Below are 14,039 nucleotides of genomic sequence, written 5' to 3'. Positions count from 1 at the left end.
TGAAAAAGCCCCGCTGCAGCGGGGCTTTTTCATGGGGCGGGTCGGGCTTCAGATGTGGAAGTAGCCGACGCAGGAGTCGAACGGCAGGCGCTTGAGTTCGATCTTGTTCATGTCGAACACTTCGCGCAGGGCCTTGGTTTCACCCGGGAAGTTGCGATAGGCGACTTCGTCGAGAACCACGATGGCGCCCTTGGGCATGTAGGGCAGGAACGTCTCCAGGGCGACCTTGGTCGGCTCGTACAGGTCGGTGTCGAGGATCAGCATGGCCACCACCAGGTCTGGACGCGACTTGACGAATTCCGGCGCGGTCTTGCAGATGTCGCCCTTGACCAGTTCGCAGCGGGGAATGCGGTTGACCGGGCGCAGCAGGTCGTTGGCGTCGATCATGTCCTGGATCAGCGATTGGTCGGTGTCGGAGAACATGGTTTCGTTGATGTCGGCCGGGTCTTCATCCTTGTTGATGCTGGTGAAGCCTTCGAAAGTGTCGAAGCCGACGATGGAGCGGTTGATCGCATAGGGCTCGAGGATCATCGACAGGTGCATGTAGAGCATCAGCGAGTTGCCCTTGTACACGCCGCACTCGATGATCGCGCCGGGGACGTCCATGACTTTCTTGAACAGTTCCATGCGCGACAATGCCGCAGTGACGTTGATGCGGTTGGCGAACACGAACGGCGCGTCGGCGACGTATTCGGCGTCGACCCGTTTGAGCACCCCGGCACGGGTGGCGTTGTATTCGGCTTCGGCAGGGGTGAGGCGACGTTTGGTCATGAATGCAATCCTTGGAAATTCGAGAAGTCGTGGGCGTGGAAATAGTCTTTGAAGCCGGAGCCGACGTCTGGGCAGGCGCTGTCGACGTTGGGGGCTCCGCGATTGTGTTTCAGGTCGTCCAGGTGCATCAGGCGGAAATCCACGCTGAAGCGCGTGCGATCGGTGTGGTTGGCGACGGTGCCGTGCAGGTGCGAGCCGGAGAAGACCAGCATCTCGCCGCAGTTGCCGGCGATACGGATCTCCGATGAGGCATCGATCTCACCCAGGGGGACGGGGTGGACCCGTACTTCCTCGGTCAGGTTGTCCTTGGCCTTGTGGCGCTGGTTGCTGATCCAGTCCTTTAGGCTCCAGTCCTTGGAGGTGTTGGGGACCGGCTTATCGAAATAGCTCGGGTTGATCATCATGGTCTGGTCCGGGGTGATGCTGTAGACCGGCATCCAGGTGTTGATCTGGCAGTCGACGCTGCCGTACCAGCTGTCACGATGGGGTTTGTAGGCGTAGCTGACGCCGGCGTGCAGGTAGTCGTAGTTGGGCACGACACGCAGGCGTGGCACGTCGAAGATGTACTCGTGCGGATCGAGGCCGACTTCGTGGATGAAGCCGAGGATCAATTCCTTGACGCGCTGGCTATTGGTGAACTGGCCCTTGAGGCGGGTGACCCGGGTGACGAATTCTTCCACCGGCATCAGGGTGTGCAGGGCCTGGTGATTCTTTTCGCCGTCGAAGGCCGCGGTGATGTTTTCCTTGGCGAATTCGCATAGTTCCTTGGCGGTAGCCAGTTGGGTATCCAGGAAAATGTCTCCTGAATAGATGGCTTCCTTGAAGTCAGCTTTCTTTCTCAGCTGATTGAGGTGCAGGTTCAAAGCGGTTCTCCTTGGCGGTCACTGGCTAGAGTGTCGGCCACCCCTGCGCAAACTGAAGTCGCAATGGCCGGACGCTGTCCCTAGCAAGATCCGTTCTCAAAGCCCCGCGGCCATGGAATTGTCCGAGGCGCGACCCGGACTTGCCGGTAGCGGCATAAGTCCGCCGTTTTTTCGTCTCTGGGTTCCTCCTTGAAATCAACTGACTTGCGCCAAAGTCCCGGCTGGCATGGTGTGTGCTGGCGAAAATGAAAGTTGGTGCAGAAATTGCTTAGGCCATGCCCAGTACAGCGGCGGGCGGCAAACGTCCGGCAGATGAGGAACGACAGTGGACAAGTACCTTTATGTGGCGATGACCGGTGCCAGCCAGAACGCCCTGGCGCAAAAGGCCCATGCCAACAATTTGGCGAACATCTCCACCAACGGTTTTCAGCGGGACCTGGAGCAGGCTCGTGCGATGCCGGTGTTTGGTGACAGTTTTCCGGCGCGGGCGTTTGCCATGAGCGAGCGCCCGGCGACGGATTTCTCCCAGGGTTCGCTGGTCGAGACCGGTCGTGACCTGGACGTGGCCGTCAGCGGCCGGGGCTGGATCGCTGTGCAGAGTCCCGACGGCAGCGAAAGCTATGTGCGCACCGGCAGCTTGAATGTCGACGCCCTGGGGGTTCTGCGTGCCGGCAACGGCATGCCGGTGATGGGTAACGGTGGTCCTATCGCCGTGCCGCCCGAGCAGAAGATCGAAGTCGGCCAGGATGGCACCATCACCATCCGTGCCATGGGCGAAGGTCCGCGGGTGCTGGCCGAGGTCGACCGCATCAAGCTGGTCAACCCCGATACCCGCAACCTGGCCAAAGGCCTGGATGGCTCGATCAAGACCAAGGACGGCCAGCCCGCCGCGGCCGATGCCAGCGTGCAGTTGGTCTCGGGTTTCCTCGAGTCGAGCAACGTCAATGCGGTGGAAGAAATGACCGCGGTGCTGGCCCTGTCCCGGCAGTTCGAGTTGCACGTCAAGATGATGAACAGCGCCAAAGAAGACGACCAGGCCATGGCTCGGGTCTTGCAGATCAGCTAATTACCAGTACCTAGCGCCGTAAAACAGGCGCACGAGGAGAATCGAATGCTTCCGGCTCTATGGGTTGCCAAAACCGGCCTGTCCGCCCAGGACACCAACCTGAGTGTTATTTCCAACAACCTGGCGAACGTTTCGACCACGGGTTTCAAGCGTGACCGTGCCGAGTTCCAGGACCTGCTGTACCAGATCAAGCGCCAGCCGGGTGCCCAGTCGACCCAGGACAGCGAACTGCCTTCCGGCCTGCAGGTCGGTACCGGTGTGCGCATCGTCGGCACCCAGAAGAACTTCAGTGCCGGTAGCTTGCAGACCACCCAGCAGCCGTTGGACCTGGCGATCAACGGCCGTGGCTTCTTCCAGATCCTGCAGCCCGATGGCACGACTTCCTATACCCGCGACGGCACTTTCCACCTCAATTCCAATGGCCAGATCGTCACCGCCAATGGTTTCGCCCTGGAGCCGGCGATCGTCGTACCTGACAACGCGCAGACCTTCACCGTGGGCAACGACGGCACCGTCTCCATCACCGTGGCCGGCAACCCGGCGTCCCAGGTGATCGGCAACCTGCAGACCGCCGACTTCATCAACCCGGCCGGCCTGCAAGCGCTGGGCAACAACCTGTTCCTGGAGACCGCTGCCAGTGGTGCGCCACAGATCGGCACCCCGGGCTTGAACGGCTTCGGCACCACGCTGCAGAACACCCTGGAAGCCTCCAACGTCAGCACCGTGGAAGAGATGGTCAACATGATCACCACCCAGCGGGCCTACGAGATGAACTCCAAGGTGATCTCCACCGCCGACCAGATGCTGTCGTTCGTAACGCAGAAGCTGTAATCAAGTCTTGAGGCCGTCATGAGTCGATGACGTGCCGGTAACATCGTGAGGAAGGTCATGAATCGGTTTATCTGTGTGTTAGCGCTGAGTGGGAGTGCCGTGCTCGCGGGCTGTGTCGCCCCGCCACCCAAGCCCAATGACCCTTACTACGCGCCAGTGTTGCCGCGCACGCCGCTGCCTTCGGCCTCCAACAACGGTTCGATCTACCAGGCCGGCTTCGAGCAGAGCCTGTATACCGATCGCAAGGCGTTCCGGGTCGGCGACATCATCACCATCACCCTGAACGAGCGGACCGCGGCCAGCAAGGGCGCCAACTCGGCGTCGAGCAAGAACAGCAGCAACAGCATCGGCCTGACGTCGTTGTTCGGCGCGGTGCCCAACACCAACAACCCGTTCGGCGATGGCGACCTGAGCTTGAATGCCGGCTACAAGGGTGATCGCTCTACCAAGGGCGATAGCAAGGCGGCGCAAAGCAACAGCCTGACCGGTTCGATCACCGTCACCGTGGCCGATGTGCTGCCCAACGGTATCCTCGCCGTGCGTGGCGAGAAGTGGATGACCCTCAATACCGGTGATGAGCTGGTGCGCATTGCCGGCTTGATCCGTGCGGACGATATCGCCACGGACAACACCGTGTCTTCGACCCGGGTGGCGGATGCACGTATCACCTATTCGGGAACCGGGTCGTTCGCCGACGCCAACCAGCCAGGCTGGTTCGATCGTTTCTTCCTCAGCCCGCTGTTCCCTTTCTAGGCGCACTATGTTGAATTTCAAGCACCTGATGGCGGCCGCCTTGTTGCTGTCCATGTCCCTCGGCGCCCAGGCCGAACGGCTCAAGGACATCGCCAGTATTTCCGGCGTGCGCTCCAACCAATTGATCGGCTATGGCCTGGTGGTCGGGCTCAATGGCTCGGGTGACCAGACCACCCAGACGCCGTTCACCTTGCAGACCTTCAACAACATGCTGTCGCAGTTCGGCATCAAGGTCCCGCCTGGATCGGGCAACGTGCAGCTCAAGAACGTCGCGGCAGTGTCGGTCAGTGCCGACCTGCCGGCGTTCGCCAAGCCGGGCCAGCAAGTGGATATCACGGTTTCGTCCATCGGTAACGCCAAGAGCCTGCGTGGTGGCACCCTGTTGCTGACCCCCCTCAAGGGGATCGACGGCAACGTCTACGCCATCGCCCAGGGCAACCTGGTGGTGGGTGGTTTCGATGCCGAAGGCCGGGATGGTTCCAAGATCACCGTCAACGTGCCATCGGCGGGGCGAATCCCGGGCGGGGCCTCGGTGGAGCGAGCGGTGCCCAGTGGCTTCAACCAGGGCAACAGCCTGACCCTGAATCTCAATCGTTCGGACTTCACCACCGCCAAGCGCATCGTCGACAAGATCAACGACATGCTCGGCCCGGGCGTGGCCCAGGCCATCGATGGCGGTTCGATCCGCGTGACTGCACCGCTGGACCCGAGCCAGCGGGTGGACTACCTGTCGATCCTGGAGAACCTGGAGATCGATCCGGGCCAGGCGGTGGCCAAGGTCATCATCAATTCCCGCACCGGCACCATCGTGATCGGCCAGAACGTCAAGGTCTCGCCTGCGGCGGTGACCCACGGCAGCCTGACGGTGACCATCACCGAGGATCCGATCGTCAGCCAGCCTGGTCCCCTGTCCAATGGCCAGACCGCCGTGGTGCCGCGCTCGCGGGTCAATGCCCAGCAGGAGGCCAAGCCGATGTTCAAGTTCGGTCCGGGCACTACCCTCGACGAGATCGTGCGGGCGGTGAATCAGGTGGGGGCGGCGCCAGGCGACCTGATGGCGATTCTCGAAGCCCTGAAACAGGCCGGCGCCTTGCAGGCCGACCTGATCGTGATTTGAGGGGTGGCCATGGATATACATAAGAGCGGTCTGGTCGCCAGTGGTGACTCCGGAGCCTATTCCGACCTCAATCGCCTGCAGCAACTGAAGGTTGGCGACACGAACAGCGAGGCCAACGTGCGCAAGGTGGCGCAGGAGTTCGAGTCGCTGTTCCTCAACGAAATGCTCAAGTCCATGCGCAAGGCCACCGATGTGCTGGCCCAGGACAACCCGCTCAATACCCCGACCACCAAGCAGTACCAGGACATGTACGACCAGCAGTTGGCGGTGTCCTTGTCCCGCGAGGGTGGCGGTATCGGCCTGGCCAACGTGCTGGTGCGCCAGATGATGCAGAACAAGCCAAGGGCGGCGCCCACCGGGCTGACCTCGGCACCGCCGGTCGCTGCGCCAGTCGCCACGCCGACGCCGATCGCCGCCGGTACCGCAGCCCAGGATGGTCCGCTGAGCCGGCTCAACGGCCAGCGGCCGTTGTGGGCCTCGCGTACTGCCGATCCGGTACGTACCAGCCTGGCCCACAACGACATGGCCTTGCTCAACCAGCGGCGCTTATCGCTGCCGAGCAAGCTCACCGATCGCCTGCTGGCCGGCATCGTGCCTTCGGCGGGAGGTGTGGAAGCCACTGCGCAGAACGCCGCGCCTACCCGCAATAGCGCGGCCGCCGATGCGGTGTTACGGGGTGAGTGGCGGGTCAACCAAGGGTATGCCGCGTCCCAGGGCAAGATGCGCATCCATGGCCGGGCCGTGGCCCAGCCACCATTGGCGCCGGCCAAGCGTGCCTTCGGATCGTCCGATGAGTTCGTCGCCACCATGCTGCCGATGGCGGAGCAGGCGGCCAGGCGTATTGGTGTGGATCCACGCTACCTGGTGGCCCAGGCGGCCCTGGAAACCGGTTGGGGCAAGTCGGTCATGCGCCAGCAGGATGGTCGCAGCAGTCATAACCTGTTCGGGATCAAGGCCGGCAGCAGTTGGCAGGGCGCCCAGGCCCGGGCGATCACCAGCGAGTTTCGCAACGGTCAGATGGTCAAGGAGACGGCGGCGTTCCGTTCCTACGATTCGTACCAGGACAGCTTCCACGATCTGGTGACCTTGCTGCAGAGCAATAATCGCTATCAAGAAGTGCTGAAGGTGGCCGATAAACCAGAACAGTTTGTTCGCGAGTTGCAAAAAGCCGGGTATGCAACCGACCCGGATTACGCAAGCAAGATTTCGCAGATAGCCAAGCAGATGAAGAGTTACCAGAACTACGCTGCGGCAGGCGCTCCCACGAATTTATAAGGTCTGAATCATGAGTTTGCTCAATATCGGGATGTCCGGGCTGGCTGCCAGCCAATCGTCTTTGATGACCACGGGTAACAACATCGCCAACGCTGATACCGCCGGGTATTCGCGGCAGCAGACCGTACAGGGCACCAAGGCCTCCAGCCAGTTCGGCAACGTCTTCATCGGCACCGGCACCACCCTGGCTGACGTGCGCCGGGTGTACAACAGCTTCCTCGACGCCCAGCTGCGTACCGCGACCTCGCTCAATAGCGACGTGGCGGCTTACCAGCAGCAGATCACGCCGATCGACAAGCTGCTCTCCGAGACCGGTACCGGCATGACTGGCGCGTTGACCAAGTTCTTCGCCTCGGTGCAGAACCTCAATGCCAAGCCTACCGATGAAGCCTCCCGGCAGCTGCTGCTCAGCGATGCCCAGGCGCTGAGCAATCGCTTCAACTCGGTTTCCAGCCAGCTCAAAGAGCAGAACAACACGATCAACGGCAACCTGTCGACCATGGCCGACCAGGTCAACAAGCTCGCCACCACCGTGGCCCAGCTAAACCAGAAGATTTCCGAGCTGTCGAGCGACGGCAAGGGCATGCCCAACGACCTGCTCGACGCCCGTAACGAGACCGTGCGCCAGCTGTCCACCTTCATCGGTGTGCAAGTGTCCGAGCGTGGCTCCAGCGTCGACCTGTACCTGGGCAGCGGCCAGCCGCTGGTGATGGGCAACAGCGCCAACTCCCTGGAAGTGGTGCCGGGCAAGAACGACCCGACCCGTTCCATGTTGCAGATCAACCGCGGTAGCAGCACCGTGGACATCACCAATCTCACCACCGGTGGCGAGATCGGCGGCCTGCTGCGTTATCGCAGCGAGGTGCTGGACCCGGCGATGAACGAGCTGGGGCGCGTGGCCCTGGTGGTTGCCGACCAGATGAACAGCCAGATGGCCCAGGGCATCGACAAGAACGGTGAGTTCGGTGGCAATCTGTTCAATGACATCAACAGCGCTCGCCTGATCAGCCAGCGCAGCATCGCCAGCGCCGGTAACAACACCGCTTCGGGCAACTTCGATGTCACCATCAAGGATTCCGGCAAGCTGACCACCAGCGACTACACGGTGACCTTCAGTAGCCCGACCGACTACAGCGTCAAGCGTTCCGATGGCACTGACCTGGGCTCCTTCAGCACCACCACCAACCCACCGCCGGTCATCGATGGCTTCGCGTTGAAGCTCAATGGCAGCGCTGCCGTGGGCGACAGTTTCAAGATCACCCCGACCCGCAATGCCGCGAACGCGATCCAGACCGAGATGACCGATGCCAAGCGCCTGGCGATCGCCGCGCCGCTCAAGGCCGAGATCGCCGCCGGGGTCAAGAGCTCGCTGAGCATCGGCTCGCAGCCATCGCTGGTAACGCCGATCGACAACTACGACGCGGCCGCCAAGCTGGAAATGCAGACCGCACTGAAGAACTCCGGTCCGGTGAAAGTGGTGTTCAACGCACCTGCCGGCGGCAGCCAGACCTACGACTATTTCGATGCCAAGGGCACGAAGATGGGCAGTGGCACCATCGTTCCCGGGCAGACCAATACCCTCAACCTGAACATCAAGATGGTCGATGCCAGCGGTGCGCCGATCCTCGATGGCGCCGGTGTGCAGAAAACCTTCGCGGTGAAGATGGATGTGGCGGGTGCGCCGAACTCCGGCGACAGCATGAACATCTCGGTCAACGGCGCCGGCTCTTCGGACAACCGCAACGGCTTGGCGCTGGCCGGCTTGCAGAGCAAGCAGACCGTCGATACCGGTTCGGCGAGCAAGGGCATCACCCTGGTGGATGCCTACGGCAAGCTGATCGAGAACGTCGGCGCCAAGGCCAGCCAGGCCAAGCTCGATTCGGCCGCCAACGGGGTGATCCTGAGCAACGCCAAGGGCGCGCGTGATTCGCTGTCGGGGGTCAACCTGGATGACGAGACCGGCAACCTGGTCAAGTACCAGCAGTACTACACCGCGTCTTCGCAGATCATCAAGGCCGCGCAAACCATCTTCAGCACGCTGATCAGCAGCCTTTAAGGAGCCGTAGCCCATGCGTATTTCCACTGCTCAGTTCTTCGAGACTTCGGCTTCCAACTACCAGCGCAACTTCTCCAACGTGGTCAAGAGCAGCGAAGAGGCCAGCAGCCTGGTGCGGATCAATACCGCGGCCGACGACCCGGTAGGCGCGGCGCGCCTGCTGCAACTGGACCAGCAGGCTTCGCTGCTAGGCCAGTACAAGACCAATACCACTTCGATCAAGGCCTCCCTGGGCCAGACCGAATCGGTGATGACCAGCATCAACAATGTCCTGACTCGCGCCAAGGAATTGGCCGCCGGTGCCGGCAACGCTGGTTATACCGACAAGGACCGCCAGGCCAATGCTTCGGAGCTGGGGCAGATCGAAGAGCAGTTGCTGAGTCTGATGAATAGCCAGGACGCCAACGGCAAGTACATCTTCGGCGGCTCCAAGGACGACGTGCCGCCGTTCACTCGCAACTCCGACGGCACCTACAGCTACAACGGCGACCAGAGCAGCCTGATGCTGCCGGTAGGCGATACCATGCTGATGGCCGCCAACAGCACCGGCTGGGACGTATTCCAGAAGGCGCCGAACACCAGCCGTACCCAGGTCACCACCCAGACCGCGCCGGTTCCTGACAATGGCACGGTATTCCTGTCCAACGGCCAGATGTCCAACGCCGGCAAGTACAACACCGATTTCCGCAAGGGCGAGCCCTACAGCATATCGTTCGTCAGTGCCACCCAGCTGAAGATCACCGATGCCGCTGGCAACGACGTGACTGCCGAGGCCAGCCAGGGCGGCGTGATCGGCAACACTCCGAACCAGTCGGTGAGCTTCCGTGGTGTCGACCTGAACCTGAACGTCAACCTCAAGACGGGTGACAATGCTGCCGTGCTGCTGCCGCAGTACTCCTTCAGCCTGGGTTCCAAGCCCGATAGCTTCAACGTCGCGCGTGGCCCGGCTAACCCCAGCACCGCCCAGGTCTCCAGCGCCAGCGTGACCAACCAGGCGAACTACAATTCGACCTTCCCCAGCGGTTCGGCGGTGCTGAAGTTCACCAGCGCCACCGATTTCGATCTGTATGCCGCGCCGCTGACCGCCGACAGCAAGCCGGTATCTTCCGGCACCCTGGCAGGCAACGTGGCTACCGCGGCGGGTGTGAGCTTCAACCTGAGCGGTACCCCGGCGGCCAACGACCAGTTCAGCGTCGCGGTCAACACCCACGAGACCCAGAACATCCTGGATACCGTGAGCCAGTTGAAAAGCGCCTTGAATACTCCGACCGACGGCAACGCCTTGGCCATCCAGAAACAACTGGCCGACCTGGCTTCGGGCATGGCCAACCTGGCCAGCGGTACCGACCAGCTGACGGTCGGCATCAGTTCGGTGGGCGGCCGTGGTTCGGCCCTGGATACCCAGGTCGAGATCAATACCAACCTGGCGGCGGCCAACACCACTACCCGCTCGGCGATCGCCGATTCCGATCCTGCCGAGGTGATGACGCGCCTGACCCTGCAACAGACCATGCTGCAGGCCTCGCAGCTGGCCTTCAGCAAGATCAGCCAGCTCGGCCTGTTCAACCAGGGCTGAGCCCGGCCCGTGGCGCCCTGAGCGGGGCGCCACGGCCGTCGAGCCACCAACCGTCTTTCTACAAGCGGTTCCGCAGTCCTGGCCTTGCTGCCCAGGCTCGCCGCTCGAGAGTTTCCCGCCGTGAACCAAGCGCCCCTCGTTAGCATCGTCATCCCCGCCTTCAATTCGCGTTTTTTCGCCCAGGCCCTGGAAAGTGCCCTGGCGCAGAGCTACCACCCCCTGGAAATCGTCGTGTGCGACGACAGCGCCGGCGATGACATCCAGCGTATCGTCGAAGGTCTGGTGGAGCCGGCGCATCCGGTGCGCTACCTGCGCAACCCGCGACGCCTGGGGTTGCAGCGCAACATCCTGCGGTGCGTGGAAGAGGCCCGGGGAGAGCTGCTCAAGATTCTTTGCGACGACGATCGTCTGTTCGCCCCGAGTATCGCCTTGCAAGCCCCGGCGCTGGCCGAGCATCCGGAGGTCAGCCTGGTGTGCGGGCTGCGGATATTCAGTGATGCCGGGAGCTCGGCCCTGCCCTCGCGTGTGGAAAACAGTTGTTTTTCCCTCTGCGACTCGCTGTTCAAGGGCGACGATATGCTGGCGATCCTCGAGGCTTGGCAGAGTAGCTACCTGGGTAATTTCAGTTCATCGTTGATGCGCCGTGCCGATGTGCTGGAGTTGCTGCCGGCATTGATCCAGGAAGGCGCCGGCTTTGTCGCTCTGCTGGATACGGCCTTGTTCATCTGCCTGTTGCGGCGTGGCAATCTGGTGGCGCTCAATACCGTCTTGAGCAGTGAGCGGCTTTATCCTGGCCGCCTCAGCGGAACTCCAGAAATGCTCAAGCTGGCCAGCACCGAATGGGGCTGGTTGAAGCAGATGCTGGCCGCGCGGGCCGGCGAATCGGCGCCGGCTTCCGGCTGGGTGCGCTATGTGGACCTGGTTCGGGCCCATGTGCAGCCACGCCAGTGGCAAGAGCTGTGCGTGACCCGGGTGCTGGGCAATCGCGAGACCGTGATCCATGGGCGGGTCGGTGGTGCGAGCCAGAGCTACGAGGAGTTCTATCGCGAGTGGCTGGCGAATCGCTGCTTGTCCAAACCCGAGCGGCGACACCTGCCCCAGCGTATCGAGAGCTGGCCGCGGCAGGTGCGCATCGTGCCGGTGATCCTCGATGTCGAGGGTTCCGCTAAGGCGCTCGAGCGTACCCTGGACAGCCTGGATGCCCAGTTGTATCCGCCCCGGGCGGTGCTGTTGCTGTCCGGGGCCGATTGCCCGGAGCGGCCATGGCTACTCCAGCAACCCCTGCGCAGCGATTGGTCCCGGCAGCTCAATGAGCTGGTGCCGCAATTGGAAGGCTGTGACTGGTTCTACTTGCTGCAGGCCGGTGATCGCCTGTCGGCCTCGGCGTTGCTGGTGCTGGCCGAGCGCATTGCCCATGACCCGGCAATGCTTTGCGCCTACAGCGACGAGGGAGCTCTGGTGGAAGGGGAGTCCACCGAGCCGGTATTCAAGCCTGATTTCAACCTCGACCTCATGCGTTCCTATCCCTATGTCGGGCGTGCCCTGGCTTTCTCCCGTGAGCGTTTCCTCGCCGAGGGCGGGTTCGATCCGGTTCGCGGCGAGCTGGCTGCCCACGATCTGCTCTGGCGCCTGGTGGAAGCCGCAGGGCCGCAGGCCATCGAGCATATCGCCGAGATCCAGTTGGAGTCGGAGTTTTCCTTCGCCCAATGGTTGTCGCGGCCACAGGTGATAGAGGCCAGCGAGGGGTTGGTGAGTGCCCACTTGCAGCGTATCGGCGTGGAGCACCGGATCTGCCACGATGATCTGCCATTGCTCAATCGCATCGATTACTTGCATGGCAAACGTCCGCTGGTGTCGATCATCGTTACTTGTGGTGATTCCTTGGCCACCTTGCAGCGTTGCGTCGAAAGCCTGGTCGAGCAGACGGCCTACAACCACTACGAGATTCTGCTGGTGGATTCCGGTAGTCGCGATCCGGCCATGGCCGGCTGGCTGACGGCCATGGCGCAGTTGGGGGCTTCCTTGCTGCGCGTGCTGCCCTACGACGGCCCCGCCGGGCAGGCGGCCTTGATCAACGCCGTCGCGACCCAGGCCCGTGGCGAGTACCTGCTGTTGCTCAGCCATGATGCGCGGATCTGTAGCGGCGACTGGCTGGACGAGCTACTCAACCAGGCCCAGCGTCCGGAAGTGGGGGTGGTGGGAGCGCGGATCCTGGCGGACGATGGCTCCATCCTGCATGCCGGGCAGGTACTGGGGCTGGCCGGCCCGGTGGGCTCGCCCTTCGTCGGGGAAGCCTTCGGTGCCCGTGGCTACATGCAGCGTTTGCAGGTGGTACAGAACTGGAGTGCGGTCAGTGCCGATTGCCTGATGGTGCGAAAGGAGGTCTTCGACAGTGTTGGTGGCCTGGACCAGGAGGATTTCACTGGGGCTCTGGGGGCTGCCGATTTGTGCCTGCGAATCGACCGTAGTGGCTACCTGGTGGTCTGGACTCCCTATGCCACCTTGATGCGGGGGGCCGCCTCGGAGGTCGAGAGGTCTGTGGCGCAGCAGGCGCAGGTGGTCGACCAGGAGATCTTCCATAGCCGCTGGTTGCCGAGGATCGCCCGTGATCCGGCCTACAATCCGGCCTTGAGCCTGGGGTTCTCCAGCTTCAGCCTGGAGCCGACGTTGCGCAACAACTGGAACCCGTTCAGCAGTCGTGACCTGCCCCTGATCCTGGGATTGCCGGTCAACAGCACCGCAGCCGGTCATTACCGGGTCACTGGGCCGCTCAGTGCCCTGGAGGAGTCCGGCCGGGTGATCGCCCGGGTGTCCTACGAGTCGCCCTCGACGGTCGAGATCGAGCGTCTGTCTCCCGATACCATCGTGCTTCAAGGACGCTACAGCGAGGGGGCGGTCAACGACATCCTGCGCATGAAAAAGTATTCCAGCGCGCTGCGGATCTACGAGCTTGACGACTATGTGATCAGTGCGCCGAAGAAGAACAGCCACACCCGCAACAAGCCTGCCAATACCGAGCAAATGGTGCGTGATGGCATCGCCTTGTGCGATCGGGTGGTGGTGACCACCCAACCCCTGGCCGACGCGTTGTCCAGCATGCACAGCGATATCCGGGTGGTGCCCAACATGCTCGCACCGGACCCCTGGGCGACCCTGACCAGTCGCCGGGCTACTTCCAGCAAGCCACGGGTGGGCTGGGGCGGTGGCACCAGCCATACCGGCGATCTGGAAATCATCGCCGATGTGGTGCGCGAGCTGGCCAACGACGTGGAGTGGGTGTTCTTCGGGATGTGCCCTGATGAGCTGCGTCCGTATGTGCATGAGTTCTATCCGGCGATCAACTTGCAGAATTATCCGTACAAGCTGGCCAGCCTGAACCTGGACCTGGCCCTGGCGCCCCTGGAGTTCCATATCTTCAACGACTGCAAGAGCAACCTGCGGCTCCTGGAGTACGGTGCTTGCGGCTACCCGGTGATCTGCACCGACACCGAGGCCTATCGCGGTTTCCTGCCGTGCACCAGGGTCTACAGCAACAGCACCGAGGAGTGGTTGCAGGCGATCCGCATGCACCTGGCCGACCCGGCCGCCAGCTATCGCATGGGCGATGAGCTGCGCGAAGCGGTGCATCGCGATTTCATGCTGCGCAGCGACAACCTGCAGCACTGGCTGTGGGGCTGGCTGCCGGACTGACCCGCCAGTCGAAGAAACCAGGCCATGTCGGCCTGGTTTTT

General features: G+C 62.5%; 10 protein-coding genes. 8 read left to right on the top strand and 2 right to left on the bottom strand.

Annotated features, from left to right (window positions below; translation table 11 throughout):
* Positions 1 to 48 precede the first annotated feature (48 nt).
* Positions 49 to 771, bottom strand: a complete 723-nt coding sequence (locus H7A76_RS23695) for a TylF/MycF/NovP-related O-methyltransferase (RefSeq protein ID WP_103324857.1) — start codon at positions 769 to 771, stop codon at positions 49 to 51.
* Positions 768 to 1,634: a hypothetical protein gene (locus H7A76_RS23690; RefSeq protein ID WP_185700742.1), complete on the bottom strand. Its 867-nt coding sequence runs from the start codon at positions 1,632 to 1,634 to the stop codon at positions 768 to 770. The genes H7A76_RS23695 and H7A76_RS23690 overlap by 4 nt, the downstream gene beginning before the upstream one ends.
* A gap of 325 nt (positions 1,635 to 1,959) precedes the next feature.
* Between H7A76_RS23690 and H7A76_RS23685 the strand changes: the two genes are divergently transcribed.
* From H7A76_RS23685 to H7A76_RS23650, 8 genes are all read left to right on the top strand, one after another.
* Positions 1,960 to 2,700, top strand: a complete 741-nt coding sequence (locus tag H7A76_RS23685; protein WP_185700741.1) for a flagellar basal body rod protein FlgF — start codon at positions 1,960 to 1,962, stop codon at positions 2,698 to 2,700.
* A 45-nt stretch (positions 2,701 to 2,745) separates the two neighbouring features.
* Positions 2,746 to 3,531: a flagellar basal-body rod protein FlgG gene (flgG, locus tag H7A76_RS23680; RefSeq protein WP_185700740.1), complete on the top strand. Its 786-nt coding sequence runs from the start codon at positions 2,746 to 2,748 to the stop codon at positions 3,529 to 3,531.
* Positions 3,532 to 3,588: 57 nt separating this feature from the next.
* Positions 3,589 to 4,284, top strand: coding sequence for a flagellar basal body L-ring protein FlgH (gene flgH, locus H7A76_RS23675; protein ID WP_152896948.1), 696 nt, complete (start codon positions 3,589 to 3,591; stop codon positions 4,282 to 4,284).
* A gap of 7 nt (positions 4,285 to 4,291) precedes the next feature.
* Complete coding sequence (locus tag H7A76_RS23670) at positions 4,292 to 5,401, top strand: flagellar basal body P-ring protein FlgI (protein ID WP_185700739.1); 1,110 nt, start codon at positions 4,292 to 4,294, stop codon at positions 5,399 to 5,401.
* A 9-nt stretch (positions 5,402 to 5,410) separates the two neighbouring features.
* A complete protein-coding gene (gene flgJ / locus H7A76_RS23665) occupies positions 5,411 to 6,676 on the top strand; it encodes a flagellar assembly peptidoglycan hydrolase FlgJ (RefSeq protein WP_185700738.1) in 1,266 nt (421 codons plus the stop codon).
* A gap of 10 nt (positions 6,677 to 6,686) precedes the next feature.
* A complete protein-coding gene (gene flgK, locus H7A76_RS23660; RefSeq protein WP_185700737.1) occupies positions 6,687 to 8,732 on the top strand; it encodes a flagellar hook-associated protein FlgK in 2,046 nt (681 codons plus the stop codon).
* A 13-nt stretch (positions 8,733 to 8,745) separates the two neighbouring features.
* Positions 8,746 to 10,308, top strand: coding sequence for a flagellar hook-associated protein 3 (locus H7A76_RS23655; RefSeq protein WP_185700736.1), 1,563 nt, complete (start codon positions 8,746 to 8,748; stop codon positions 10,306 to 10,308).
* 120 nt (positions 10,309 to 10,428) lie between these two features.
* Positions 10,429 to 13,998, top strand: coding sequence for a glycosyltransferase (locus H7A76_RS23650; RefSeq protein WP_185700735.1), 3,570 nt, complete (start codon positions 10,429 to 10,431; stop codon positions 13,996 to 13,998).
* The last annotated feature ends 41 nt before the right edge of the window (positions 13,999 to 14,039 follow it).

This window comes from Pseudomonas sp. MSSRFD41, from assembly GCF_014230245.1.
GTDB lineage: Bacteria > Pseudomonadota > Gammaproteobacteria > Pseudomonadales > Pseudomonadaceae > Aquipseudomonas > Aquipseudomonas piscis.
This window is presented reverse-complemented; position numbering and strand designations above follow the sequence as displayed.

Coding starts and splice junctions, on each gene's coding strand:
- H7A76_RS23695 (WP_103324857.1), bottom strand. CDS start 771: ATGACCAAACGTCGCCTCACCCCTGCCGAAGCCGAATACAACGCCACC.
- flgG (WP_185700740.1), top strand. CDS start 2,746: ATGCTTCCGGCTCTATGGGTTGCCAAAACCGGCCTGTCCGCCCAGGAC.
- flgH (WP_152896948.1), top strand. CDS start 3,589: ATGAATCGGTTTATCTGTGTGTTAGCGCTGAGTGGGAGTGCCGTGCTC.
- H7A76_RS23670 (WP_185700739.1), top strand. CDS start 4,292: ATGTTGAATTTCAAGCACCTGATGGCGGCCGCCTTGTTGCTGTCCATG.
- flgJ (WP_185700738.1), top strand. CDS start 5,411: ATGGATATACATAAGAGCGGTCTGGTCGCCAGTGGTGACTCCGGAGCC.
- flgK (WP_185700737.1), top strand. CDS start 6,687: ATGAGTTTGCTCAATATCGGGATGTCCGGGCTGGCTGCCAGCCAATCG.
- H7A76_RS23655 (WP_185700736.1), top strand. CDS start 8,746: ATGCGTATTTCCACTGCTCAGTTCTTCGAGACTTCGGCTTCCAACTAC.